Origin of the sequence: Cellulomonas sp. ACRRI, from assembly GCF_022346185.1 — a bacterium.
Classification (GTDB): Bacteria; Actinomycetota; Actinomycetes; order Actinomycetales; family Cellulomonadaceae; genus Cellulomonas.
Map to the genome: position 1 here is coordinate 1 of NZ_JAKRMS010000052.1, position 25673 is coordinate 25673.

Sequence of the window (25673 nt, forward strand, 5' to 3'; positions counted from 1 at the left end):
CCCGACAGCCCCGCGTCCCCCGCGCTCACCCGCACCGACGTCGACGCCTGGCTCGACGGCTTCCTGCCCGCCGCCCTGGAGCGCACCGACATCCCCGGCGCGGCCGTCGCGGTCGTGCACGACGGCGAGGTCGTCACGACCCGCGGCTACGGCTGGGCCGACACCGGCACGGAGTCCGGCGAGGCCGTCCCCGTCGACCCCGACCGCACGCTGTTCCGGCCCGGGTCCGTGTCGAAGCTCGTCACCGCGACCGCGGTCATGCAGCTCGTGGAGGCCGGCGACGTCGACCTGGACACCGACGTGGCGGCGTACGTGGACATCGACGTGCCGCGGTCGTTCGACGACCCGATCACGCTGCGCCACCTGCTCACGCACACCGCCGGGTTCGAGGAGCGGATCCGCGGGCTGATCGGGGCGGAGGGGACGCCGGTCGACCTGCGCGCCGCGCTCGCCACCGACCCGCCCGAGCAGGTCTACCGCCCCGGGACCGTGCCGGCGTACTCGAACTACGGCAACGCGCTGGTCGGCTACGTGGTCGAGCGCGTGAGCGGCGAACCGTTCGAGCGGTACGTCCAGGAGCACGTGCTCGAGCCCGCCGGGATGACGACGGCGACCTTCGACCAGCCGGTGCCCGACGACCTGCGCGACCGGCTCGCGCTCGGGTACGGCACCGCGTCGGGCCCGGCGACGGGGTTCGAGGTCGTCGGCGTGCCGCCCGCTGGCGCGCTGTCCGCGTCGGCCGCGGACATGGCCCGGTTCATGCTCGCGCTGCTCGGCGAGCCCGCGACCGGCGAGCAGGTGCTGGACGCCGACACGCTCGCCCTGATGCAGGCGCCCGCACTCGACGAGGACGACCTCGGCACGCTCGCCGGCGGCCCGCGCATGGGGCTCGGGTTCTTCCAGGAGGACCGGAACGGGCACCGCGTCGTCGGCCACGGCGGCGACACCAACGCGTTCCACTCCCACCTGCAGCTGTACCCGGACGAGGGCACAGGCGTCTTCGTCAGCGTGAACGGCTCCGGCGCCGGGGCGCTCGACAGCCTGGAGCTGCGCGAGCAGCTGATGCAGGGCTTCGCGGACCGCTACTTCCCGCCGACCGGCACGGCCGACGCCACCGTCGCGGCCGACGCGACCGGCACCACCGCCGACGCGACCGGCGCCACCGCCGTCGCCACCGGCGCCACCGCCGTCGACGCCGGCACCGCCCGCGAGCACGCCGCCCTCCTCGCCGGCGCGTACACCGACTCCCGGGCCATGCGCAGCACGTTCCTGCACGCCACCGAGCTGCTCGCGGTCACCCACGTCGCCGCCCAGGACGACGGCCGCGTGCTCGTCACGCCGGGTCCGCTGACCGACCGCCCGGTCCTGTACGAGGAGGTCGAGCCGTGGGTGTGGCGGGAGGTCGGCGGCCAGCGGACCATCGCCGCGCGCGCCGAGGACGGCCGCGTCACGGCGATCGGCTACGACTCCGCGTTCACGCTGCTGCCCGCGGGCGCGGCGACGGGCGTGGCGCTGCCGGCGCTGGGCGTCGCGACCGCGGTGCTGCTGGTGGGCGCGCTCGCCGGGCCGGTGGTCGCGCTGGTCCGCCGGGTCCGGCACCGCACCCCGCGCGACGCCGCCGGGCGCACGGCCCGGGTGCTGACCCGGGTCGCCGCGGCGAGCGCCGTGCTCGCCGTCGCCGGCTGGGCCGTCGCGATCACGACGATCATGGGGCTGGTCGACCTGCCCGAGGGCGGCCTGCGCGCGCTGCAGGTGCTGCAGGGCGTGGGGATCCTCGGCCTGGTGCCCGCCACGGTGCGCGTGGTCGGCGACGTCCGACGCCGCGCCGGCGGCTGGCGGGTGGCCGGCGGGGTGCTGGTGCTGTTCGCCCTCGGCGTGGTGGCGTGGTTCGCGGTGACGTACCGCCTGGTCGCGCCGAGCCTGTCCTACTGACCGCCCGGCCCGCGACGCGCGAAGCCCTACGGTTTCCGGCCGAGCCACCCGCGAAACGCGGTGGGCTCGCCGGAAACCGTAGGGCTCGCGGTCCGTCAGACGCCCAGCGACGCCCCGTTCGTCCGGATGACCTCCTGGTACCAGTCGAACGACGCCTTCGGGGTGCGCGCCAGCGTCCCGTGGCCCTCGTCGTCCTGGTCCACGTGGATCAGGCCGTACCGCTTGGACATCTGCGACGTCGACGCCGCGATGATGTCGAGGCCGCCCCACGCGGTGTACCCGAGCACCTCGACGCCGTCGTCGATCGCCTCGCCGATCTGCTCGATGTGCGTGCGCAGGTAGTGGATCCGGTACGGGTCCTCGACCCGACCGTCCGGCCCGACCTCGTCCTTGGCGCCCAGCCCGTTCTCCACGACGAACAGCGGCACCTGATAGCGGTCCCACATGTCGCGCAGCGCGATCCGCAGGCCGACCGGGTCGTGGTGCACGCCCCAGTCGGTGACCTCCAGGTGCGGGTTGCGGATGCTCGAGAAGATGTTGCCGCCGGTGATGCCGTACTGGGACGGGTCGGCCGCGGACACCAGCGACATGTAGTAGCTGAACGACAGGAAGTCGACGGTTCCCGCCGCGAGCTCCTCGGCGTCCCCGTCCTCCACCGCCACCGTGATGCCCTTGCGCGCCAGCAGCCGCGGCACGAACGTCGGGTACGCGCCGCGCACCTGGACGTCGGTGTGCAGCAGGTTGAGGTCGTTGGCCTCCAGGGCCTCCAGCACGTCGTCGGGGGCGCTGGTCGCCGGGTAGTGCAGCATCCGGGCGAGCATGCAGCCGACCTGGGCCGTCGGGTCGATGTCCTTGATCAGCCGCACGGCGCGGGCGCTGGCCACGAACTGGTGGTGCAGCGCCTGCCAGGCCTTGGCCTCGGTGTGCTCGCCCTCGCGGGTGACCACGCCGCCGCCGGTGTACGGCTCCAGCAGGGTCGTGTTGATCTCGTTGAACGTGAGCCAGTAGGTCACCAGCGGGTGCAGCTCGCGGACGACGGTCTCGACGTACCGGGTGTACAGGTCGATGACGCCGCGCTCGGACCAGCCGCCGCGGCCGTCGGCCACGAGCGCCAGCGGCATCTCGTAGTGCGACAGGGTCACGATCGGCTCGATGCCGTGCGAGCGGAGCCGGGTGAACAGGTCCCGGTAGAAGTCGAGGCCGGCCCGGTTCGGCTCCGCGTCGTCGCCGTGCGGGAAGATCCGGGTCCAGGCAATCGAGAGGCGCAGCGCCTTGATCCCGAGCTCGGCGAACAGCTCGATGTCCTCGCGGTACCGGTGGTAGAAGTCCACGCCGTACCGCTTCGGGTAGCCCTGGCCGCCCTCGACGGTCCGGGCGACGGCGATCTCCTCGTCCGAGGCGCGCATCAGCGCCTCGAGCGCGGTGTAGTTGCGCGCCTCCGGGGAGCGGAACGGGACGACGTCGGCGGTGGACAGGCCCTTGCCGTCGGCGTCGAAGCCGCCCTCGACCTGGTTGGCGGCGAACGCGGTGCCCCAGAGGAATCCGTCGGGGAAGGTCATCGGGTGGTCTCCAGTGCGTGCTCGAGGGTCTCGACGGCGAGCAGGCCGGCGCCGGCGGCCACGGTGCCCGCGGCGATCGGCTCGACGCCCGCGTAGGCGGTCGCGTTGGTGACGACGACGACGGTGGTCGTGTCGTGGGTGGCCGCCACGGCGGGCAGGTCGACGGTCAGCAGGCGGTCGCCGACCGCCACGCGGTCGCCGTCGGCGACGTGCGCGGTGAAGCCGCGGCCGCCGAGGTCCACGGTGTCGACGCCGACGTGCACCAGCACCTCGACGCCCTCGTCGGACCGCAGGCCCACGACGTGCTTGGTCGGGAACACCGTCACGACGGTGCCGGACACGGGCGCGACGACCTCGCCGTCGGTCGGCAGGACGCCGACGCCCTTGCCCATCGCGCCGCTGGCGAACGCGCCGTCGCCGACCTCGGCCAGCGGGACGACGGTGCCGGCGACCGGCGAGGCGACGACCGGGCCGCCGTCCAGCGCGGCGGCCGCACCGGCGGCGCGGTCCGCGTCGGAGGGCGACGAGGCCACGCCCGTCGACCCGGCAGCGGCCGCGCCGCGGGTCAGCGGCGACTCGTCGAACCCGATGACCAGCACGGCCACGAACGCGCCGACGAAGGCGACCGCCAGCGCGGCGACGGACCAGCCGAAGGTCTGCCCCGCGAGGCCCGGCAGGCCCGGCAGGCCGGAGTTCCCGACCAGCGCGTACGCCTGGGCGCCGAAGCCGAGCGAGATGGCGCCGCCCGCGGCGCCGCCGATCATCGAGGCGAGGAACACCCGGCGCATCGGGAGCAGCAGGCCGAACAGGCCGGGCTCGGTCACGCCCATGAGCGCGGTGAAGCCGGTCGACAGCGAGGTCGCGCGGACCTGGCGCGAGCGGGCGCGCAGCGCGACGCCGAACAGCGCGCCGGCGACGGAGAACACCTGCACGTAGGTCAGCGGCAGGAACGGGTCGTGGCCGAGGGAGGCCAGATTGCCGAGGATGAACGGCACCAGGGCCGCGTGCATGCCGGTCATGATGATGAGCGACATCAGGCCGCCGAGCAGGATGCCCGAGAACACGCCGCCGTGGGTCAGCAGCCAGTTGAGGCCGCCGGAGATCTGCTCGCCGATGATGGCGCCGAGCGGGCCGAGCGCCACGAGGGTGATCGGGCCGACGACGACCATGCTGACCAGCGGGACGACGCTGAGGTGCAGCGCCTGCGGCAGCACCTTCTTGAGGCCGCGCTCGACCCAGGACAGCGCCCACACCGCCAGCAGCGACGGGATGACCGTGTACGAGTACGTGGTCGCGGTGACCGGCACGCCGAGGAACGCCACCGGGTCGCCCGCGGACAGCAGGGTCACCAGGTTCGGGTAGACCAGCGCCGACGACAGCGCCGCGGCGACGAACACGTTCGTCTTGAACGTCCGCGCCGCGGAGATCGCGATCATCACCGGCAGGAAGTAGAAGAACGCGTCGCCGAGCGTGTACAGCAGCTGGTACGTCTGCGTCTCGGTCGACATCCAGCCGAGCCACACGGCGAGCGCCAGGAGGCCCTTGATGAGGCCCGCGCCGGCGATCGCCGGCAGCAGCGGCGGGAAGGTCTTCGACAGGAAGCCGAAGAACCGGTCGCGGATCGTCCCGCCGGACGCGGCGGGGGCGCCGGCGTCCACAGCGTCGTCCGCGTTCGGGTCGTTCACCTTCGCCACGAGGCCCGGGTGGGTCTCCTTGACGGCCGCGAACACCGTCGGCACGTCGTTGCCGATGATGACCTGGAACTGCTGCCCGCTGTCGTTGATCGCCTGCACGGCCCCGACGGCGCGGACCGCGGCCTCGTCGACGCGCGCGCGGTCGACGAGCTGGAACCGCAGGCGGGTGACGCAGTGGTAGAGCGAGGTGATGTTGTCCTCGCCGCCGACCGCCGCGACGATCGCGGCAGCGTCCTTCTCGTATCTCACGGTGCTCTCCTGAGCTGTCCCCGCGGGTCGCCGGAGGGGCGCCGCGGGGTGGGAGGGGGTCAGAGCAGGTTCGACAGGTGCAGACCGAGGTAGGTCCGCTCCTGCAGCGTCATGACGTGTCCGTGGCGCTCCTCGACGACCGCCGCCACCTTGTCCACGACGGCGAACGCCCGGGGCTGCTGCTCCACGAGGAACGCGTGCAGCCGGGGGTCGCCGCCGTCCTCGACCTCGCCGTCGACGACCCGCTGCGCGAGGAAGCGCAGGTGGGTCGCGAACCGGAGGTAGGCGTGGCGCTCGTCGTCGTCCGCGATGGCCAGCTCCTCGCGCACGACGCCCAGGACGTCGCGCATGAACTCCATGAGCCGGGCGGTCTTCTCGGACGAGCCGCCGACCGTCGCGTTCACGAAGTGCAGCGCGATGTTCACGGCCTCGTCGTCGGTGAAGGTCACCCCGAGGTGCTTGTTGAGGATCATCACGGCCGACCGCGCGAAGAGGTACTCCTCGCGGTGGATCGTGCGGACCTCGACGGCCAGCGGGTTCGCGAGGGAGATCCCCTCCCGCACCCGCTGCACGGCGTAGACGAGGTGGTCCGCCAGGGACGCGAAGATGCCGTCCCCGAACTCACGGCCCAGCGACCGGCGTGCGACCGTGACGATGTCGGCCGTGACCTGGAGGATCTCCGGCGGCACCGTGCCCACGATCGAGGCGAGGTGGTTGCCCGCGGCGTCGTCGCGGATCCGGAAGACCGACTCCACGCGCTTCTCGTCGATCGCGTCGCCGGGCTTGCCCTGGAACCCGATGGCCTTGCCGACCACGATCACGTCGCGACCGGCGGCGTCGACCGCGGCCACGACGTTGTTGTTGAGGATGCGCCGCACCTTCACGCTGTACACCTTCGTTGCAGACCTGCTCTACCGGGGCCCTCTTTGGCCTCGGCGGTGGTGTTGCCTGCAAGTGCAGTGACAAGCCGATCGGGACGCTAGCACCCGGCTCCGCGCAGGAACAACAGACCTGGTCAGGATCGCCGGCGGCGCGCACCTGGAGGCCGGGCGCGCGCCGCGCACGGCGTCACGCCGCCGGGGCGCCCGGCGCCGCCAGCGCGTCGGTCAGCAGCCCGACCAGCGCCTCCAGCTGCACGTCCGCGGCCGCCCCGTCCTCCACGTCGGCCCCGTCGAGCGCCCGCGCCGCGAGGCCGGACTTGCTGTCGATGAGCTCGGCGATCCGGGAGTCGACGGTCTGCGCGGCGATGACCCGCCACGCGGTGACCGGCTCGGACTGCCCGATGCGGTGGATGCGGTCGATCGCCTGGGTCTGCTCGGCGTCGGTCCAGGACAGCTCCGCGAGCACGAGGTTGGACGCGACCTGCAGGTTCAGCCCCACGCCGGCGGCGGTGAGCGAGCAGACGACGATCTGCACCTCGGGGTCCTCGACGAACGCCTTGACGTTCTTGTCGCGCTGCCGGGTGGTCTGGTCGCCGCGGATCGACGCGTACCTGATCCCGCGCTCCGCGAACGCCTGCTCGGCGTGGTCCATCACGTCGACGTGCTTGGCGAAGAACACGACCTTGCCGACGTTGCGGGCCAGCTGCGCGGCGTAGTCGGCGGCCGGCGCGGCCTTGGCCTGGCCGATCCGGCGGACCATCGAGAACACGTTCTCGCCCTTGGCCTTGCCGCTGGAGTCCTTGAGCTCGGCGGCGGCGACGCGCCGGGCGATCTCGTGGTCGGTCCCCAGCACCAGGCCGGTCTCCCGCGCCTCGACCGCGCTGCGGTACCGCTGCAGCAGCCGCTCGACCAGCGCCGCCTCCGCCTCGCGGATCGACCGGCCGGCGGCGCCGTCGAGCTCGACCAGCAGGTCCGCGACCCGGCGCGCGGGGATGTCGGCGACGACGTCGGCCTTGCGGCGGCGCACGATGCCCATGTCGATGACGCACTGCCGCGCGGCGGCGGAGAACCCGCGGTCCGCCGGCGTGAGGCCGATCTCGTCCAGCGCGGTCATCAGCCGGCCGAGCGGCTTCTCGTCGTCGATCCAGCCGAGGTACTGCCAGATCGCCCGGAAGTCCTCGATGTCGTTGATCAGCGGGGTGCCCGTCAGCGCCATGAGCAGGGGGCGCGCTGTGCGCTCGCGGATCTTCTCCGCGATCGACAGCACGTGCTGCGAGCGCTGGGAGCGCTTGTTCTTGATGAAGTGCGCCTCGTCGACGACCATCCCGCGGAAGCCGTGCTCGCCGAGCCAGCCGACGTGCCGGTCCAGGATCTCGTAGTTCACGATCACGACGTCGGCGAACCCGTCGACCCGCTCGCCGTCGCCGTGCACGACCGTGGCGCGGCGCTCGGGCGTCCACAGGCCGACCTCGTGGGCCCAGTTCGTCTTCACGACGTTGGGGACGACGACCAGCAGCGGGTAGGCCCCGGCGGTGCGCGCGGCGAGCAGGGCCTGCGCGGTCTTGCCGAGGCCGGGCTCGTCGGCGAGCAGGAAGGTGCGGTGCCCCTGGCCGGCCGCGGTGACGACCTGCGCCTGGTGCGGCATGAGCTCGCGGCCGGGCGGCGTCGGGACGGGCGCCGGCTCGGGCAGCGGCATGCACGCGGCGACGCCGTCGCCGGACTGCTCGAACGACCGGAACAGCGGCTCGAGCAGCTCCCAGCCGGCGAGCCGCCGGGGCTTCGCGGCGGCCCGCTCGGCCGCGGCCTCGAAGTCGGGGGCGAGGAACGGGTTCGCGAGCCGGCGGGAGATCACCGACTGGGGCACCACCTGCTTGTCGGCACCCGGCTGGGGAGCGGCGGGCGCCGGCTCCTCCTCCGGCTCGGGCTCGGCCGGCACGTCGCGGCCGGCAGCCCGCAGCACGGTCGCCCGGTAGGCGCGCGCGGCGTCGGAGACCCGGGCCTCGTCGGCGAGCAGCGCCAGCAGCGTGGTGTCCCGCGCGGCGATCCGCGCCAGCTGGGTCGCGACCCCGTCGAGCCGCTTGAGCAGCTCGGTCCGCTTGGCCTGGGTCAGCTCCGGGTCGGCCATCGCCCGGGCGCGCTCCTCGCGCACCAGCAGCGCCACGACCTGGAACTTGGTCCGCACGGCGGGCCGCACCGGCGGGCGCTGCACGGCGCCCTCGATCTCGCGCACCACCCCGGCGAGGACGGGGATGAGCCCCTGCTCGCTCGGGCGGGCGGTGCGACGGCGCTGCCCGCCGGGGGCGGTGCTGCTGCCCCCGCGGGCGGGTCGGCGCTGGCCGGTTCGTGCCACTTCGTCTCCTTCGTGCCTGCGTGCCGCGGCGGGGGCACGCGGGCGTGGTGCCGTCGCCGCGCGGGTCCGGCGCGGACGCCGGGTGCGCGCGACGCGTCGCCGCGTGCGCCGCCCACGGGCCCCGGGCGGGTGCCGGGGGCGGCGGGCGCCGGTGCTGCGGGCGCGTCGTGGGGCGACCGCCGCCTGTCACGGCGGGGACGCCTCGGCGGCCGTCCGCGGCCCCGGTGGCGCGCGCGGACGTCCGTCGTGCGCCTGGGCAGACTCGAACTGCCGACACCCGCTTTAGGAGAGCGGTGCTCTATCCACTGAGCTACAGGCGCGCGGGGCACGAGAGGGACGTGGTCGGGCCCGCCGGACGGCGCACCGCCCGGCGTGTCCGACCGGGCACTCGTCGGCCCGTGCCACGCCGGCGGACCGTGGAGTCCGCGGCGGCGCAGGTTCAGCGTACCGGTGCCGCGCCCGGGGGCGCGTCCGCCACCCGTCCGCGCCGCCCCCGGCCCGGCGGCGGCAGCCGCTCGCCCGCTACACCCCGTCCGCCCCGCGCGGGTGCGGCACCCCGGCCGGCGGGTGACCGGGCAGCCGCCGCAGCACGAGCACGGTGAGGTCGTCCTCGGCGTCCTCCGCGTCGCCGGCGAGCGCCAGGACGGCCGCGGCGGCGCCGTCCGCCGTGGCGGTCCCGCGGACGACGTCCCGCACCCGCTCCAGGTCGCCGATCGACCCGCCGAGCACGTCCAGCAGGCCGTCGCTGAACGTCACGAGCACGTCCCCGGGGAGCATCCGGACCCGGGCCCCGACGCGGTCCGGTCCCGCCGCGATGCCCAGGGGCAGGCCGGTGGCGGGCAGGCGCCGGAGCGACCCGTCCGGTCGCACGACGAGCGACAGGCCGTGGCCGGCGTCGGCGTACGTCAGGTCCCCGGTCGACGGGTCGAGGAAGCCGCGGAACATCGTGACGAAGGCGCCCGCGTTGACCAGGTCCGCGTCCAGGGCCCGCTCGGCGCCGGACAGGGTGCCCGCGACGTCCTCGGGGGCCGGCTGCGCCCGCAGCAGCGACCGGGTGGTGGCCGCGAGGATCGCCGCCCCCGGGCCCTTGCCCATCACGTCGGCGAGCGTGATCACCAGGCCGCCGCCGACGCGCTCCCAGTCGTAGAAGTCCCCGCCGACGCTCCCCGCGGGGACGAACCGCGCGGCGACCTCGAAGCCGGGCAGGTCGGGCGTGCGGGCGGGCAGGAGGCTGGCCTGGACGGTCGCCGCGCGCCGCAGCTCGGCCCGCTCCTCGGTGACGTCGCGCAGCACGGTGACCACACCCCCGCCGGACCCGGCCGGGATGCGCGTGGCGTTGAACGTGACGACCCGCGGCTGCGGCACGCCGGGCGTGCGGACCATCAGGTCGACGTCCCGCACGCGCCCCTCGACGAGCGCGCGGCGGAACGGCAGCTCGTCGTCCCGCAGCGCCGACCCGTCCAGGCGGGCGAGCCCGGCCAGGTCCGTGAGGCTGTCGTCCGGGTCCAGGTCCGGCCGGCCGGTGAGCAGCCGCGCCGCGGTCGGGTTGCGCACGACCACCCGCCCGGCGGCGTCGACCACCCGGACGCCCTCGGACATCGTCTCCAGGACCGACGCGAGCAGGCCCGCCTGCGCCTGCGCGCGGTCCCGCGCCACGGACAGCGCGCCCACCAGCCGGCGGCGCTCCTCGCCGGCGAGCGCCAGCGCCATGCCGATCACCGTCAGCAGCCCGACGTACAGCTGCGCGACCCCGACCTGGAGCGCCGGGTCGGGCAGGTTCGCCATCGGGCCGGCGCCGCCCAGGGTGATGACGACGACGAGCGCGCCGCAGAGCGTGGTGTGCGCGACCACGGCTCGGGTCGGCAGGCGCGAGCCCGCCCAGACGGTGAACGCGATGAGGGGGAACACCACGGCGAGGTCCGACTGCCACAGGAACCACAGGACGTACGCGGCCGGCGCCAGCACCAGCGCCCCGAGGACGTCGAGCCGGCGACCGTCGGTCCACCAGGCGGGGCCGCCGCGCGCGCCGGGGCGCAGGCGCCGGTCGTGCAGCGCGCCGCCGACGGACCAGCCCAGGAGGCCGATCGTGACGATGCTGACCGTGTTGCGCGCCGACCAGAGCAGCGCCGTCTCCCAGGTGGTGCCCTGGCTGGTGAGCGCCACCGCCAGCTGGGCCAGCGGCGCCGACGCCAGCGCCCCGGCTGCGGCCCCGAACACCAGCCACCACAGCTCCGTGACGCGGTCGACCTGCCGGGCCCCCCGGGCCGCCCGGAGCCGGGGCGCGTACCGCGCGAGGACCAGGACGCACAGCTCGGCCTGCAGCGTCGCCGCGACGCCGCCGATCACGGCCGCCCCGGGGGGCGTGCCGGTCAGCAGCACCACCGCCGCCGTGGTCGTCCCGAGCAGCAGCCGGTCCAGCCACGGCCAGGGCCGGCGGGCCCGCGCGACGAGCCAGAGCACCGAGATCCCCGCCGCCGGCCAGATCAGGCTCACCCGGGCGCCGGGGACGAGGGTCTCCCTGCCGGCCACGCACGCCAGGGCGTACACGACGCCGAACACCAGCAGGACGCGGACGTCCCGCGCGCTCGGCGCCCGCCGTCGGGTCCGGGCCGCGGGACCCGCGCGCCCTGTCGTCCCGGTCCCCCCCGGTGCTGCTGCCACCTCCGCAGGCTACGGTGCCGGAGCCGTGCCGTCCCAGTACCCGCGGCATGTCCGGTCGGCGCGCACCGCCGGCGGGTTTCACCCGGCGAGCAGTTGCCGCCGGGGTGGCGTGGTCGGAGCCTCGTCAGACATGACACCCGACCACGAGAGCGCCGGGGCGCTCCCCCGCTTCGCGGCCCTCGACCCCGCGTCGCGGCGGGCGGCGCAGATCGTGGTGCTCCACCAGCCGCGCGCGAGCGCCGCCGAGGTCGTGTGGTGCCTGAGCCTGACCGACAGGACCGGGCGCCCGGTGGCCCGGGAGGTGGTCCCGGTCCCCCCGGTCGACGAGTGCCTCGCGCAGCTCGCCGCGGAGGCGCACCTGCGGCTCGTGGGCCTGCGGGTCGAGGGGGACTGGCACCGCAGCCGCGAGGGCGACGACCTGCGGCACTACGCGCGCGTCGGCCTCCAGGAGCCGTCGGGCTGAGCCGGGTGCCGCGCGCGCCGCGTCAGGCGGCCACCGCGGCCCGGAACGCGGCCAGCGACCCCGCCGAGCTGGCGACCCGCCAGTCCGTCTCCTTGTTCTCGTCGAACCAGACGACCCCCGCGACGTCGCCCTGCGCCGCCGCCCAGCCGAACAGGTCCGTCACCCACCGGGCCTTGTCGCCGCCCTTCTCGGTCGACGCGGTCTCGGTGACCAGGATCCGCTTGCCGGGGGCGACCCGCCGGACCTCCGCCACCGTGGCGCCGAGCACCTGCGCCGGGCTCTGCCAGACCGTCCCGCGGCGCGAGGTCCCCCAGTTGTAGCCGTCGACCCCGACGACGTCGACGTGCTCGGCGCCCGGGTACACCGCGGCCAGCGGGGTCGAGCCGGGGAACGCGACGTTCGGGGACCACACGCGCACGACCCGGGTCGCGCCGCGCGAGCGCAGCAGGTCGTGGACCCGCCGCCAGACCGCGACGTACTGCGCGGCGGTGTTCCCGTTGACGCCCACGGCCCACGGGTAGCCCCCCGCGTTCATCTCGTGCGCGAACCGCAGGTGCACCGGGCCGCCGTACGCGGCGAGCGCGTCGCCCCACCGCCGCACCGTGGCGTCGAAGTCGCCCGCGAGGATCCGCGCCAGCGCGAACGCCTTCTGGCTCCGGCGCGCCGGGTCCCACGGCTCCCACGTCAGCACCGGGACGACGCCGGCGGCCGAGACCGCGGCGAGCTTCGCCGGGTCCGGCGCCTCCACGAACGAGGCGTACCAGAGCGCGTACGCCGGGGCCGCCCCCAGCGCGGCCGTCCGGCGCGCCCACGCGCTGCCGTCCCACGGCCCCCACGGCACGGTGAGACCGAACGGGACCCGCCCCGCGGCCACGGCGGCCGGGACGGCGGCGGGCGCCGCGGACAGCGCGAGCGCGGAGGCGGAGAGCGCGAGGAAGTCGCGTCGGGAGACGGGCACGCGACGGTCATCGGTGCCGACCGGGCCGCCGTGAGGGTTCCTGAGCCTGGCGGTGGGGTGATCCGTCCGGCGCGGCGTCGCGGGTGCGGGCCCCCCGTTCGCCGGGCGCCCGCCCGCCTCCCCTGCGACGATCACCCGATGCCGCCCGAGCCCTGGTACCGACGAGCCGCCCGCACGACGAGCCGGTCCGCCCGCGCCGTCTGGGCCCGGAGGTCCGAGGTCCGCGACCCGAACTCCGGCGCGGCGATCCTCATCGGCGTCCTGCTGGTGGTCGTCGGCATCACGGTCCTGCTCGTCATGCTGGACTCCGTCCGGGAGGGCGACGACCTGGCCGAGGCCGACACCCCGGTGCTCGACTGGCTGGTCGCCGCCCGCGGGCCCGCGCTGACGGCGTTCCTCGAGGCGGTGTCGGCGGTGACGGGGCCGAGCGTCCTGCCGGTCGTGGTGGTCGCGGCGTGCCTGCTGTGGGGCCTCGTGACGCGGTCCTGGTGGCAGCCCGTCCTGCTGGCCGGGGCGATGGTGCTGTCGACGCTGGTGTCCGTCACGGTCAAGGCGGTCGTCGGCCGCCCGCGACCGCCGCTGGACACGATGGTGGTGCCCGGGTCGGAGACGACCTACTCCTTCCCGTCGGGGCACACGGTCGGGACGGCGACCTTCCTGCTCACCGCGGGGTACCTGGTGTGGATCCGCAGCCCGCACGTGCGCTCCCTCGTGCTGTGGGCGCTGGCGACCCTGGCGGGCATCGCGCTGGTGGCCGGCAGCCGGTTGTACCTCGGGTACCACTTCCTCACGGACGTCACCGCCGGGTTCGCGCTCGCGGTGGCGGTGCTCGGCGCGGTCGTCGTGGTCGACCGGCGGCGCGCGGTCCGGGCGGCGCGGATGACCGCCGGGGCCGGGGGCGACGACGCGGGGGCCACGCCGGCGGGCTGACGCCGCACGCCCGGGGCGTGGCGGGCAGGATGGCAGGACGGGCACCTGCGCCCGCACCGTGCCGAAGGAGACGGATGTGGCGCGTGACGTCGTCGTCGTGGGGTCGATCAACGCCGATCTGGTCGTGCAGGTCGAGCGGCACCCGCTGCCCGGGGAGACGCTGCTGGGCCGCACCTCCGTGGTGCTGCCCGGGGGCAAGGGGGCGAACCAGGCCGTCGCCGCCGCGCGCCTCGGGGCGGACGTCGCCATGGTGGGCGCCGTGGGCGAGGACGTGAACGCGACGACCGCCCTCTCCGGCCTGCGGGACGCGGGAGTGGACCTCGCGCACGTGCACACCGTGGACGCCCCGACCGGCCTCGCCGTGGTGACGCTGTCCGACGACGGCGAGAACACGATCGTCGTGGTGCCCGGGGCCAACGCGGCGGTCGGCGAGCGCGTGGTGGACGGGGCCGCCGACCTGGTGACGGGCGCCCGGGTCTGCGTGGTGCAGGCCGAGATCCCGCTGGCCACGGTCGCGCACGTGGCGCGGCTGGCGGACGCGGGCGGCACCCGGCTGGTGCTCAACGTGGCGCCCGCGGCGGAGCTGCCCCTGGAGACGGTGGTGGCCGCCGACCCGCTGGTGGTGAACGAGCACGAGGCCGCCACCCTGCTCGGGCGTCGGTTCGCGGACGCCGGGGACGCCGCACGCGAGCTGGCCGCCCGAGGTGTGCGGTCGGTCGTCGTCACGCTCGGGGCGGGCGGGGTCGTCGGCGTCGAGGACGGGGCAACCTGGTCGCTGCCCGCCCGGACGGTCGACGCGCTCGACACGACCGGGGCGGGGGACGCGTTCGTCGGCGCCCTCGCCGCGGGGATCGCGGACGGGCTCGCGGTCGAGCAGGCCGCGGTGCTCGCCACCCGGGTGGCCGCGGCGTCGGTGACACGGCTCGGGGCGCAGCCGTCGTACCCGTGGCGAGGGGACGACCTGCCCTGACGGACGCAGATCCTGCGGGGATGCTCACCCCTGCGGGGTGATCGGTTCCGACGGGTCCGCGGCCTACGGTCGAGCCACGGGCGGTGCGGGCGCACCGCGGCCCGGCGCACGAGGGGGGCTCCGATGACCGACGCGCGCACCACCGCGCGGGGCGCGGGCAGCGTCCTGGCGGCCACCTGCCTGTCCACCCTCGTGGTCAACGCCAACACGTCGGCGGTGAGCATCCTGCTCCCGGCGATCAGCGCCGACACCGGGACGTCGGTGGACACGCTGCAGTGGGCGGTCACGGGCTACTCGCTGGTCGGCGCCGCGGTCATCATCACCGCCGGCTCCCTGGGCGACGTGTTCGGCCGCAAGCGGGTGTTCCAGCTCGGGCTGCTGCTGTTCGTGCTGTCCTGCGTGCTGATCGCGCTGTCCCAGGACGGGGCCGGGGTCATCGTCGGCCGGCTGATCCAGGGCGCCGCGGGCGCGACGATCCTCGCCTGCGGGCTGAGCCTGCTGTCCGTCGCCAGCGACGGCGAGGACCAGCTCCGGTCCGTGTCGCTGTGGGGGGCGGCCGCGGCGGTCGGCGCCGCGGCGGGGCCGCTGCTCGGCGGCGTGCTGGTCTCGGTCACCGGCTGGCAGGGGCTGTTCTGGATCGACGCGGGGGTGGGCGTCGTCTGCATGGTCCTCACGTACCTCACCGTCGCGGAGTCGAAGGACCCGAGCCGCCCCCGGACCATCGACTACCTCGGCACCGTCCTGGTCGCGCTGACGCTGGCGGCCCTCATCCTCGGCGTGAGCAAGAGCGGCGACTGGGGCTGGGTGTCCGCGGCGACGATCGGCTGCCTCGTGATCAGCGTCGTCGCCGGGTGGCTGTTCGTGGTCGTCGAGAAGCGGGTCGCCGTGCCGCTGCTGGACCTGGCGCTGCTGCGCAACCGCGTCCTGGTCGGCGCGACGCTCGCGATCCTCATCGGCGCCGGCACGATCAACGGCCTGATGTACCTGCTCAGCCTGTACTTCCAGGACCCGGCCGCCCTGGGGTTCTCGTCCCTGGAGGCCGGGCTCGCGACGCTGCCCGCCACCGTCGGCCTCGTGGTGGTGGCGCCCCTGGTGCCGCGCATGACGAAGCGGGCCGGCGGCCGGCAGGTCATCGGCGTCGGCTTCCTGCTGACCACCGCCGGGTTCGTGGTCGTCGGGTTCGCGCAGGCCGGGTGGGGGTACGGGGCGTTCCTGCTGCCCCTGATCGCCATCGCGGTCGGGATGGGCCTGTCGAACGGTCCGTCGTCCTCCGCGGCGACCGCCGTCGTGCCCGAGGAGCAGGTCGGCGCGGCCTCCGGCGTCTCGAACATGGCCCGGTACGTCGGCGCCGCGGTCGCGACCGCCATCGCCGCCACCGTGTACGCGTCGGTGGGCGCGGACCGGGCCGCCGCGGGGGCCTCGCCGTCCGACGCGCTGTCCTCCGGGCTCGCCGCGGCGGCCTGGGTGATGGCCGTGCTGAGCGCGCTCGGCATCCTGCTCGCGGTGGTCGCGATCCGGCGGCACCGCACGGCGCAGGGCACGGTGCAGGACTCGGCCGCGGCCGCCGCGGCGCACCTCATCACCATCCCGACCTCCGCCGCGGGGGCGGTGTCGCGGACGGCGGCCGGCCCCGCGGACCGCCCCGCACCCACCACCCCGGGAGAGCCCTCGTGACCACCACCGCCCTCGCCCCGTTCACCCGCGACGACTACGCCGCCCGCATGGCGCGGGTCGTCGCGGACGCCGGGGCCGCCGGGCTCGACGGGGTCCTCGTCACCCCCGGACCCGACCTGGTGTGGCTCACCGGGTACCAGCCGACGGCGATCACGGAGCGGCTGACCCTGCTGGCGCTCACCGCGGACCGCGAGCCCACCCTCGTCGTGCCGCGGCTCGAGCGCCCGGACGCGGAGGGCGCCGCGGGGACGGCCGCCGCGGCGGTCGTCGACTGGGTGGACGGCGCCGACCCGTACGCGGCCGCGAGCGCGGTGCTCCGGGACGGCGCCCGGTACGCCGTGTCCGACAGCGCGTGGGCGCTGCACCTGCTCGGGCTCCAGGCGGCGCTGCCCGGCACCGGGTTCCACGCCGTCACCGACCGGCTGCCGATGCTGCGCGCCGTGAAGGACGCCGACGAGCTCGCGCGCCTCGCCGCGGCCGGGGCCGCCGCCGACGCGACGTACGAGCAGATCCTGCACGTGCCGTTCGCCGGCCGCCGGGAGACCGACGTCGCCGCCGACCTCGCCGACCTGCTGCGCGAGCACGGGCACGAGCAGGTCGACTTCACCGTCGTCGGCTCCGGTCCCAACGGGGCCGACCCGCACCACGAGGCCGGCGCCCGGGTCATCGAGGACGGCGACTGCGTGGTGCTCGACTTCGGCGGGCTGCTGGCCGGGTACGGCTCGGACACCAGCCGGACCGTCAGCGTGGGCGAGCCCGGCGCCGAGGTGCGCGAGGTGCACGAGGTGGTGCGGCGCGCGCAGCAGGCCGGGGTCGACGCGGTGCGGCCGGGCGTCGCGTGCCAGGACGTCGACCGGGCCGCGCGGGCCGTGATCACCGACGCCGGGTACGGGGAGCGGTTCATCCACCGCACCGGGCACGGCATCGGCGTCACCACGCACGAGCCGCCGTACGTCGTCGAGGGCGAGGAACTGCCGCTGGTGCCGGGGATGTGCTTCTCGGTCGAGCCCGGGGTGTACCTGCCGGGCCGGTTCGGGGTGCGGATCGAGGACATCGTCACCGTGACCGCGGACGGGGTGCGGCGGCTGAACACCACCTCGCGCGAGCTGCGGGTGGTGGGGTGAGCGCGGGGCCGGCCCCGGCGTCGCGCGCGGAGCACGGGAGGAGCACGTCGTGGACCTGAGCGAGCGGGTGGCGGAGCAGATGCCGCGCGTGCGGACGGAGCTGGCCGAGCTGGTGGCGATCCCGTCGGTCGCCGACCCCCGGCAGTTCCCGCCCGAGGGGTGCGCGCAGGCGGCGCGGTGGGTGGCCGACGCGTTCCGCGAGGTCGGGTTCGCGGACGTCGCGCTGCACCGCACGGCCGACGGCAGCGACGCGGTCGTCGGCTCGCGACCCGCCGCGGACCCCGGCGCGCCCACCGTGCTGCTGTACGCCCACTACGACGTGCAGCCGCCGCTGGACGACGCGGCCTGGCGGACGCCGCCGTTCGCGCTGACCGAGGTCGACGGGCGCTGGTACGGCCGCGGCGCCGCCGACTGCAAGGGCAACATCCTCATGCACCTGGCGGCGCTGCGGGCGCTCGGCGACGACGTGCCGGTCAACCTGCGGCTCGTCGTCGAGGGCTCCGAGGAGCAGGGCACCGGCGGGCTCGAGGACTTCGTGCCGCGGAACGCCGACCTGCTGCGGGCCGACGCCGTGCTGGTCTGCGACACCGGGAACGCCGCCGTCGGAGTGCCCGCCGTGACGGTCAGCCTGCGCGGCATGGTGAACGTGGTGGTGCGGGTCGACGCGCTGCCGACGGAGCTGCACTCCGGGATGTTCGGCGGGCCGGCGCCGGACGCCCTGGCGGCGCTGATCGCGGTGCTCGCCTCGCTGCGGTCGCCCGAGGGCGACACCACGGTGCGCGGGCTGGACCACGGGCAGACCTGGGCCGGCGCGCCCTACGACCCGGACACCTTCCGCGCGGACGCGCAGGTGCGCCCCGGCGAGGAGCTGCTCGGGTCCGGGACGGTGTCGGACATGCTCTGGGCGAGGCCGGCGCTGACCGTGCTGGGGATCGACTGCCCGCCCGTCGTCGGGTCCACGGCCGCGATCGTGCCGCGGGCCGCGGCCCGGCTGAACCTGCGCATCCCGCCGGGCACCGCCCCCGCCGACGCGCTCGCCGCCCTCACCGCGCACGTGACCGGGGCCGCGCCGTGGGGGGTGGCGGTGACGGTCGACGTGGAGGCGACCGGGTCGCCGTTCCGCGCCGCCACCGACGGCCCCGCGTACGAGGCGATGCGGACCGCGATGCGGGAGGCGTTCGGGCGGGACATGGTGCTGCTCGGGCAGGGCGGGTCGATCCCGCTGTGCACCGTGTTCGCGTCGACCTACCCCGAGGCCGAGATCCTGCTGATGGGGGTCGAGGAGCCGCAGGCGCTGATCCACGCGCCGAACGAGAGCGTCGACCCCGCGGAGATCGAGCGGCTGGCGACGGCGGAGGCGCTGTTCCTGCAGCGGTACGCGGGGCGAGGCTGAGACCGAGGTCCCTGGCGCTCGCCGGTTGCGTCCGATAGGGGGGAAGCCCCTGCTGAGAGCGGTGCCCGCTGCCGTACGGTGACGTCATCCCCGCACGCCGCCGCGACCCGACCGGGCCCGTCCGCGGCCTGCGACGACCCCCGACGGGACCCGCCACGCATGCGCCGCACCCTCGCCGCCCCGATCCTCGCGCTCGCCCTGGCGGCCACGCCGGTCCTGACGGTCGCCGCCCCCGCCGCCGCCGCGCCGCCGACAGCGACCGTCGTCGTCGCCGAGCCGATCCTGGCCATCGGCAGCACCTCGACGGTCACGATCACCTTCTCCGAGCCGGTGACCGGGTTCGACACGGGCGACCTCGTGGCCGACGGCGGCACGATCAGCAACCTGGCGACGTCGGACAACGTGACCTACACCGCGCTGCTCACCCCCGCGTCCGGCGTCGAGGTGGGGAACGGCGCGGTCGTGGTGGCCAACCACGGCGTCGTCGACGGCTCGGGCGTCCCCGGGACGGGGACCAGCACGTCGAACGCGTACTGGGTCGACACCCTGCGGCCCGTCGCGGCCATCACGCTCAGCAGGACGAGCCTGCGCGCCGGCGACACCGCGACCGTGACCGTCACCTTCTCCGAGGCCGTCACCGGCTTCACGGCGGCCGACCTCACCGTCGCGGGCGGCACCGTCAACGGCCTGTCCAGCAGCGACGGTGGCCTCTCCTGGACCGCGACCCTCACCCCGACCGCCGGCATCACCGCGACCGGCCAGGTCATCACGCTCGCCAACGGCGCCGTCGCGGACCTGGCCGGCAACACGGGCGCCGGCACCACCACCTCCGCCGCGTACTCCGTGGACACCCAGCGGCCGACCGCGAGCATCGCGAGCAGCGTCGCCACGGTCCGCACGGGCGAGACCGCCACCGTCGTGGCCGTCTTCTCGGAGCCGGTGTCCGCGCCGACCGGGCCCGGCCTCGCGGCGACCAGCGGCACGCTCACCCCGGCGACCAGCGCCGACGGCGGGCTCACCTGGACGTCGACCTTCACCCCCGACCCGGGCGTGCGCGGCACCGCCGCGCTCACGCTGGACCTGTCGACCGTCACCGACGCCGCGGGCAACGTCGGCTCCGGGACCGCGATCGGACCGGTCCTCGACGTGCGCACCGTGCCGCTCACCGCGACCGTCGACGTGTCGGGGCCGCGCCTCACCACCACGACGACCGCGCGCCTCACCGTCACGTTCTCCGAGCCGGTGTCCTCGGGTGTCCCCGCGGCCCTGCGCACCCCCGGCGCCACGCTCGGCGGGCTGGGCTCCGCCGACGGCGGCCTCACCTGGACCGGCACGCTCACCGGCGCCGCCGGCACCGAGTCCGGGCCCGCGGCCGTGACGCTCGACCTCGCCGCGCTCCGCAGCGCGGACGGCAACGCCGGGTCCGGCACGGCCTCGTCGACCGCGTACACGGTGGACACCGTGGCGCCCACGGCGACCCTCGCGCTCGCGACCGACCGGGTCACCGGCCCGACGACGCTGACGATCACGTTCTCCGAGCCGGTCACCCGCCTCGCGCTCACCGACCTGGTCGCCGACGCGGGCGTCCTGTCCGACCTCGCGACCGCCGACGGCGGCAGCACCTGGACCGCGACCTACACGCCGGACGCGGGCGCGCGGGCGGGGACGGCGACCATCCGGCTGGACCTGCCCGGGGTGACCGACCTCGCGGGCAACCCGGGGGCGTCGGCGGCGCTGTCGGCGCCGTTCGCGGTGGCGGCGCCGGCGGCGGTGCCGGGCGCCGAGGAGCCGGGCGCGGGGGGACCGGGCACGGGGACGCCCGGGGCGGTGGCGCCGGGCGCGGTGACGCCGGGCGCGGTGACGCCGGGCGCGGTGCCGGCGACGGGCGACGGCGTGCCCGCCGGCACGCGCGCGGCCGACCCCGCGGACGACCGGGCCGAGGCGGCGCAGCTCGCCAGCACCGGCTCGGGCGTCGCGCTGCCTCTCGCCGCCGCCGCGGCCCTGCTGCTCGCCGGCTCCGCGGCGATCCGGCTCCGGCCTCGGCTGCGCCGCGCGCGGGCGTAGGCCCGCCGCCCGCGCCGCGCGCAGAGCGCCGATCGCCGATCGCCGAGAGAGCAACCGACACGTCGACTGTGCATCCACCGGATGCTCAGTCGACGTGTCGCGTACCCCCTCGGCACGGGGCGGGGCGCTGACCCCGCCACCGGGGTCCGGTGCTCGGGGTGCACGCCCGCGCCGGACCGCGGTCGATCACGTGCAACACTTCTTTCGCAACGGCTCTTGCGCAAGAGGTGTTGCGCGTCTACCGTTGCTGCCATGACCACCGCCGAGCACGACACCGACGCCGACGACCCGGCCCGCTCCGCCGCGGCGCCCGGGCGCTCCGCCGGGACGATGCGCGTCACCGACCCGACCCGGGTCCGGGCACTCGCCCACCCCGTCCGGATGGACCTGCTGTCGTTCCTGGACGACGTCGGCGAGGCCACGGCCACCGAGTGCGCCGTGCACCTCGGCCAGACCGTCGCCAACTGCTCGTTCCACCTGCGCACGCTCGCCAAGGCCGGCTACATCGAGCCCGCCGAGCCCCGCGGCCGCGAGCGCCCCTGGCGCGTCGTGTCCCGCGAGCGCAACATCACGCCCGACCCGCTCGACCCGGCGTCGCGGCGCGCGGTGCTGGAGCTCGCCGAGATCTCGGTCCGCCGCGAGGCCGAGCGGTACATCGACCACCTGCGGCACCTCGACCACGAGGGCGTCGCCGACCCCGAGCTCATCCCGCTGACCCAGCTCACCACGTCGGCGTTCTGGGCCACCCCGGCGGAGACGGCCGAGCTGATCGAGGGGATGCACGCGCTGATGAAGCGGTTCGACGGGCGCACCGCCGACCCCGCGATCCGACCCGGTGGCGCCCGCATGATGCGGCTGCTCACCGCGATCAACCCCGACATGGCCTTCGAGCCCACCGCCGAGGCCGCCCCGCCCGCACCGCAGCAGGAGGACTGAGCCGTGACCACCGTGACCTTCGACGTCAGCTACGGCACCCGCGCGGTGCCGCTCCGCCTGCCCTACCTGTCGGTGCGCCGCCGCCGCGCCGCCCTGAGCCGGCCGGCGCCGGCCGGGGCCACCGACCCGCGCACGACGGCCCGCGCCCGCGCGACCGCCCGCGCCCTCGCGGACCGCGAGGCGGCGGTGGACCGGGCGCTGACGCTGCGCGCGGGCATCGGCGTCTGACGACCCGCGCGCCGCGACCTCCGCCCGCGAGTGTGCAGTCGACACGTCGAGTGAGCATCCCGCGGATGCACTCTCGACGTGTCGACTGCACAGTCGGGCTGCGCGGCGCGCCGCCGTGGCGCGCCCCGCGGCGCCGCGCGGTCAGCCCAGGCCGGCGTCGTGGACGAGGCGCGCGATCTGCACCCGGTTCGCCACGCCGAGCTTCGCGAACAGATGCGCGACGTGCGTCTTGACCGTCGCCAGCCCGAGGTAGAGGCGCTCGGCGACCTCCTGGTTCGACAGCCCCTCGGCGACCGCCACCGCCACGTCCCGCTCGCGCGGGGTCAGCACCTCCAGCGCCCGGAGCGCCGCCGCGCGCCGCTCGGCGTCCTCCGGCCTCGCCACGGACGCGATGAGCTGGGCGGTGACGGTCGGCGACAGGATGGGCTCGCCCGCGGCGACCCGGTGGATCCCGTCGACGAGCTGCGCCGGCGGGGTGTCCTTCAGCAGGAACCCGGCGGCGCCCTCGCGCAGGGCGCGCAGCACCAGCTCGTCGGCGTCGAAGGTGGTCAGCACGATGACCCGCGCCGGCGACCCGGCGGCGGCGAGCGAGCGCAGGGCGGTCAGCCCGTCCACCCGCGGCATCCGGACGTCCATCAGCACGACGTCGGGGCGCAGCCGCTGCACCACGGTGACCGCCTCGGCGCCGTCGGCGCACTCGGCGACCACCTCGAGGCGGGGGTCGCCGCCGAGGATCATCCGCAGGCTGGCGCGGACCAGGGCGTCGTCGTCGACGACGACCACGCGCACGACATCGGCGGGGGTCGGGGTCAGCTCGGCCACGGCAGCCACACTCTCACGGCGAACCGCCCGTCCTGCTCGATCCCGTGCTCCAGCGACCCGCCGAGCAGCTCGGCGCGCTCGGCGGCGCCGATGAGCCCCAGCCCCGCCCCGGGCGCGCCGGCGACCACCCCGACGGGCACGGCGTTGCGCGCCTCGACCAGCAGCCGCTCCCCCGGCGCGCCCGCGAGCCGGACGCGCACCTCCTGCCCCGGCGCGTGCTTGCGGGCGTTCGTCAGCGCCTCCTGCAGCACCCGGAAGGCGGTGCGCGAGGCGGTCTCGGGGAGGGCCGCGAGCGCCGACCGGTCGCCGTCGGGCAGCCCGGACACGTCCAGGCGCGCGGGCGTCCCGGCCTCGTCGGCGTCGGCGAGCAGCGCCGGCAGCTCGGCGAGCGTCGGCTGCGGGGCCTCGTGCTCGGTCGGGACCACGGTCTCGTCGTCGGCCCGGAGCACGCCGAGCACCTCGCGGAGCTCGCCGAGCGCCCGGTGCGCGCTGTCCCGGATCGTCTCCGCGGAGGCGGTGATCTGCGCCCGGGTCAGGTCCTCCCGGTAGGCGAGCCCGCCGGCCTGCATCGCGACCAGCGAGATGCGGTGCGCCAGCACGTCGTGCATCTCGCGGGCGATCCGGGTGCGCTCGGCCTGGCGGGCCTCGGCGGCGCGCGACTCCTGGGCCCGTTCGGCGGCCTCGGCGCGCAGCCGCAGGGTCTGGAGCAGCTCGCGGCGGGCGCCGACGTAGAACCCGGTCGCCACGAGCAGGCCGAGGAACAGCAGGCTCAGGCCGAGGGCGAGCAGCAGCCACGGCACGCCCAGGTCCTCGGACGCGGAGCTGCCCTGGTAGAGCAGCTCGTAGACCGTCGACGCCAGCACCCACACCGCCCCGACGACGACCACCTCGCGCCACCGGCGCCGGGTGGCGAGCGAGACCAGCGCGAGCATCGCCGGACCGATCGCGAACGCCGACAGCGCCGTCAGCGCGGTGATCAGGACCGCGGTCAGCAGCGGCCGCCGTCGGCGCAGCGGCAGCAGCCCGACGGCGACGAGCCCGAGGACCAGGTCGAGCAGCATGAGCCCGCCCGCCACGTCCTCGTCCGCGAGCGACGCCGCCCCGAGGTCGTGGGAGACGAAGACCCAGAGCACGAGCCCGGATCCCACCGCCAGGAGGTAGCGCCACGTCCGGGACCACGGGCCGAGGCGCGGCGGCGCCAGCGCGGCGGCCGGGACGGGTGCGGGCATGCCGCCGAGCCTAGGTCGGGGTCCGCCGCGCGCGGATCGGCCGTCGGGCTGGGTCGCCTCCCCCCTGCGGCGGAGGAGCGTCAGCCGCCGGCCGCGCCGCGCAGCGCGACGTCGAGCGGCGCCGGCCGGCCGAGCAGGTAGCCCTGCCCGTACTCGACCCCGAGCTCGCGCAACGCCGCGCGCTCGTGCTCGGTCTCGACGCCCTCGGCCACGAGCCACGAGTCGATGCCCCGGGCGAACTCGGCGACCGCCTGGATCAGCGCCCGGCGCACCGGGTCGAGGTCGCACCCCCGCACGAGCGCCAGGTCGAGCTTGATGACGGTCGGCCGCAGCTGCAGGACGTGCCGCAGGCTCGCGAACCCCGCGCCCGCGTCGTCGACCGCGACCTGGTGGCCCGCCGCGCGCAGCCGGTTCGTCACGGCCGTCAGCACCTCGTAGTCGGCGACCGGCGTGTGCTCGGTGACCTCCACGCCGACGGCGGGCCCGTGCGCGAGCACCAGGTCCGCCGTCCGCGGGTCCGCGAGCGCCTCCGCGGAGAGGTTCACCGACATCCGGACACCCGGCGGCAGCTCGCCCAGCCGGTCCAGCGCGCACTGGGCGGCGAGCAGCTCGAGCTCGACCGCCTCGCCCGCGGCCGCCGCGGCGGCGAACGCGTGCACCGGCGTGGGGAACCGCTCCGGGTCGAACCGGGACAGCGCCTCGACCGCGACCACCTCGCCGGTGCCGAGGTGCACGACGGGCTGGAACACGCTGCGCACGTCCCGCTCCGCCAGCACCGCCCGGATCCACCGCACCCGCTCCGATACCGCCGGGCGGTGCGGCAGCCCGAGCACCCCCATCCGGTCCTCGACGAGCGCCGCGGCGAGGCCGAGCACCCGCAGGGCGTCCTCGTCGAGCAGCGGGTTCGCGCCGCGGGCCAGGCAGCACAGCATCCCGACCGGCTCCCCGTCGGGGCCCCGGAGCGGGGCACCGAGGTAGGCGCCGATGCCGAGGTCCCGGGTCACGGCGAGCTCACGGGCGACCGGGTGCCGCCGCGCGTCGGGCAGCACCGGCGGGAGCAGGCCGGACAGCACGCGCACGCAGTAGGTGTCGTCGAGGTCCCGGACGTCGCCGACCGCCATCTGCATCGGCCCGGTCTCGCTGCTCGTGGCGAGGACCACCTCCGCCGACGCGGTCAGCCCCGAGAGGAACGCGATGTCCATCCCGAGGTGCTCGCGCACGCGGTCGAGGACCTGCTGCACGTCCTCGGCGGGGCCGCGCGCCGCCGACGCCACGCCCCGGTCCTCGTCCACGGTCATGCGGTCCCCCGATCGCAGCCGCCGGGCCCTCGCTCGACCCGGCCGAACGGCGTCAGCCTAGTGAGCGCTCCCCGCGCCGCGACCGCTGCCCGGGTGCCGCCGCGGCGGGAACCACCCGTCCGGGCGAGCGCCCACCGGCTCCGTCCGCCCACGGCTGATCCCCCTGCCGAGTCACCGGCCGCGTGACAGGATCGGCGCATGGAGTCCCCGAACACCGGGCTCGCGCCCCAGACCGACGTGCCCGCCACCCCCGACGCC

General features: G+C 76.1%; 19 protein-coding genes and 1 tRNA gene. 10 read left to right on the plus strand and 10 right to left on the minus strand.

The annotated features are described in order from the left end of the window. Positions 1–1932 (plus strand): serine hydrolase (locus MHY85_RS11030; RefSeq protein ID WP_239196270.1); only part of this gene is annotated, 1932 nt, incomplete at its 5' end. 95 nt (positions 1933–2027) lie between these two features. Here MHY85_RS11030 and MHY85_RS11035 read toward each other — a convergent pair. The 6 genes from MHY85_RS11035 to MHY85_RS21880 form a co-directional block, all read right to left on the minus strand. Next, complete coding sequence (locus MHY85_RS11035; RefSeq protein WP_239196272.1) at positions 2028–3491, minus strand: glycoside hydrolase family 1 protein; 1464 nt, start codon at positions 3489–3491, stop codon at positions 2028–2030. Further along, positions 3488–5434: a glucose PTS transporter subunit IIA gene (locus MHY85_RS11040; protein ID WP_239196274.1), complete on the minus strand. Its 1947-nt coding sequence runs from the start codon at positions 5432–5434 to the stop codon at positions 3488–3490. Before MHY85_RS11040 ends, MHY85_RS11035 begins: the two co-directional genes overlap by 4 nt. Positions 5435–5493: 59 nt before the next feature. Beyond that, positions 5494–6318 (minus strand): PRD domain-containing protein, encoded by an 825-nt coding sequence (locus MHY85_RS21875; RefSeq protein WP_187365226.1) that lies wholly within the window; start codon positions 6316–6318, stop codon positions 5494–5496. A 184-nt stretch (positions 6319–6502) separates the two neighbouring features. Next, entirely contained in the window at positions 6503–8665 is a 2163-nt protein-coding gene (locus MHY85_RS11050; RefSeq protein ID WP_239196276.1) for a DEAD/DEAH box helicase, read from the minus strand. A gap of 247 nt (positions 8666–8912) precedes the next feature. Next, positions 8913–8985, minus strand: a tRNA-Arg gene (locus MHY85_RS11055). Positions 8986–9187: 202 nt separating this feature from the next. Then, complete coding sequence (locus MHY85_RS21880; RefSeq protein ID WP_239196278.1) at positions 9188–11326, minus strand: SpoIIE family protein phosphatase; 2139 nt, start codon at positions 11324–11326, stop codon at positions 9188–9190. Positions 11327–11456: 130 nt separating this feature from the next. Here MHY85_RS21880 and MHY85_RS11065 point away from each other — a divergent pair, with 130 nt between their 5' ends. Then, entirely contained in the window at positions 11457–11789 is a 333-nt protein-coding gene (locus MHY85_RS11065; protein WP_239196280.1) for a hypothetical protein, read from the plus strand. A gap of 22 nt (positions 11790–11811) precedes the next feature. Here MHY85_RS11065 and MHY85_RS11070 read toward each other — a convergent pair whose 3' ends face one another. After that, complete coding sequence (locus tag MHY85_RS11070; protein ID WP_239196282.1) at positions 11812–12747, minus strand: glycosyl hydrolase; 936 nt, start codon at positions 12745–12747, stop codon at positions 11812–11814. A gap of 138 nt (positions 12748–12885) precedes the next feature. Between MHY85_RS11070 and MHY85_RS11075 the strand changes: the two genes are divergently transcribed. The 8 genes from MHY85_RS11075 (at position 12886) to MHY85_RS11110 (ending at position 22066) form a co-directional block, all read left to right on the plus strand. Continuing rightward, positions 12886–13677, plus strand: coding sequence for a phosphatase PAP2 family protein (locus MHY85_RS11075; RefSeq protein WP_239196284.1), 792 nt, complete (start codon positions 12886–12888; stop codon positions 13675–13677). Between the two features lie 76 nt (positions 13678–13753). Continuing rightward, positions 13754–14647, plus strand: coding sequence for a ribokinase (locus MHY85_RS11080; RefSeq protein ID WP_239196286.1), 894 nt, complete (start codon positions 13754–13756; stop codon positions 14645–14647). Positions 14648–14770: 123 nt separating this feature from the next. Next, entirely contained in the window at positions 14771–16321 is a 1551-nt protein-coding gene (locus tag MHY85_RS11085; RefSeq protein WP_239196288.1) for an MFS transporter, read from the plus strand. 47 nt (positions 16322–16368) lie between these two features. Further along, positions 16369–17445 (plus strand): aminopeptidase P family protein, encoded by a 1077-nt coding sequence (locus MHY85_RS11090; RefSeq protein ID WP_239196304.1) that lies wholly within the window; start codon positions 16369–16371, stop codon positions 17443–17445. A gap of 49 nt (positions 17446–17494) precedes the next feature. Continuing rightward, a complete protein-coding gene (locus tag MHY85_RS11095) occupies positions 17495–18838 on the plus strand; it encodes a dipeptidase (RefSeq protein WP_239196290.1) in 1344 nt (447 codons plus the stop codon). Positions 18839–18997: 159 nt separating this feature from the next. Then, a complete protein-coding gene (locus MHY85_RS11100; RefSeq protein WP_239196292.1) occupies positions 18998–20902 on the plus strand; it encodes an Ig-like domain-containing protein in 1905 nt (634 codons plus the stop codon). Positions 20903–21154: 252 nt separating this feature from the next. Continuing rightward, on the plus strand, positions 21155–21838 hold the full coding sequence (locus tag MHY85_RS11105) for a helix-turn-helix transcriptional regulator (RefSeq protein WP_239196294.1): 684 nt from the start codon (positions 21155–21157) through the stop codon (positions 21836–21838). 3 nt (positions 21839–21841) lie between these two features. Further along, complete coding sequence (locus tag MHY85_RS11110; protein WP_239196296.1) at positions 21842–22066, plus strand: hypothetical protein; 225 nt, start codon at positions 21842–21844, stop codon at positions 22064–22066. A 141-nt stretch (positions 22067–22207) separates the two neighbouring features. On the opposite strand, the gene MHY85_RS11115 is transcribed toward MHY85_RS11110, so the two are convergent. From MHY85_RS11115 to MHY85_RS11125, 3 genes are all read right to left on the minus strand, one after another. Then, the gene (locus MHY85_RS11115) at positions 22208–22888 is read right to left on the minus strand and encodes a response regulator transcription factor (RefSeq protein WP_239196298.1); all 681 of its coding nucleotides are present in this window, start codon (positions 22886–22888) and stop codon (positions 22208–22210) included. Next, positions 22876–24117 carry a sensor histidine kinase gene (locus MHY85_RS11120; RefSeq protein ID WP_239196300.1) on the minus strand — a complete coding sequence of 414 codons (1242 nt, stop codon included), beginning with the start codon at positions 24115–24117 and terminating at the stop codon, positions 22876–22878. Before MHY85_RS11120 ends, MHY85_RS11115 begins: the two co-directional genes overlap by 13 nt. A gap of 80 nt (positions 24118–24197) precedes the next feature. Next, positions 24198–25415 carry an EAL domain-containing protein gene (locus MHY85_RS11125; RefSeq protein ID WP_239196302.1) on the minus strand — a complete coding sequence of 406 codons (1218 nt, stop codon included), beginning with the start codon at positions 25413–25415 and terminating at the stop codon, positions 24198–24200. Between the last annotated feature and the right edge of the window lie 258 nt (positions 25416–25673).

What these genes read in the sequence shown, in the direction of transcription:
- MHY85_RS11125 (WP_239196302.1), bottom strand. Translation starts at nt 25,415, where the DNA reads ATGACCGTGGACGAGGACCGGGGCGTGGCGTCGGCGGCGCGCGGCCCC.
- MHY85_RS11100 (WP_239196292.1), top strand. Translation starts at nt 18,998, where the DNA reads ATGCGCCGCACCCTCGCCGCCCCGATCCTCGCGCTCGCCCTGGCGGCC.
- MHY85_RS11065 (WP_239196280.1), top strand. Translation starts at nt 11,457, where the DNA reads ATGACACCCGACCACGAGAGCGCCGGGGCGCTCCCCCGCTTCGCGGCC.
- MHY85_RS11120 (WP_239196300.1), bottom strand. Translation starts at nt 24,117, where the DNA reads ATGCCCGCACCCGTCCCGGCCGCCGCGCTGGCGCCGCCGCGCCTCGGC.
- MHY85_RS11085 (WP_239196288.1), top strand. Translation starts at nt 14,771, where the DNA reads ATGACCGACGCGCGCACCACCGCGCGGGGCGCGGGCAGCGTCCTGGCG.
- MHY85_RS11035 (WP_239196272.1), bottom strand. Translation starts at nt 3,491, where the DNA reads ATGACCTTCCCCGACGGATTCCTCTGGGGCACCGCGTTCGCCGCCAAC.
- MHY85_RS11105 (WP_239196294.1), top strand. Translation starts at nt 21,155, where the DNA reads ATGACCACCGCCGAGCACGACACCGACGCCGACGACCCGGCCCGCTCC.
- MHY85_RS11090 (WP_239196304.1), top strand. Translation starts at nt 16,369, where the DNA reads ATGGCGCGGGTCGTCGCGGACGCCGGGGCCGCCGGGCTCGACGGGGTC.
- MHY85_RS11075 (WP_239196284.1), top strand. Translation starts at nt 12,886, where the DNA reads ATGCCGCCCGAGCCCTGGTACCGACGAGCCGCCCGCACGACGAGCCGG.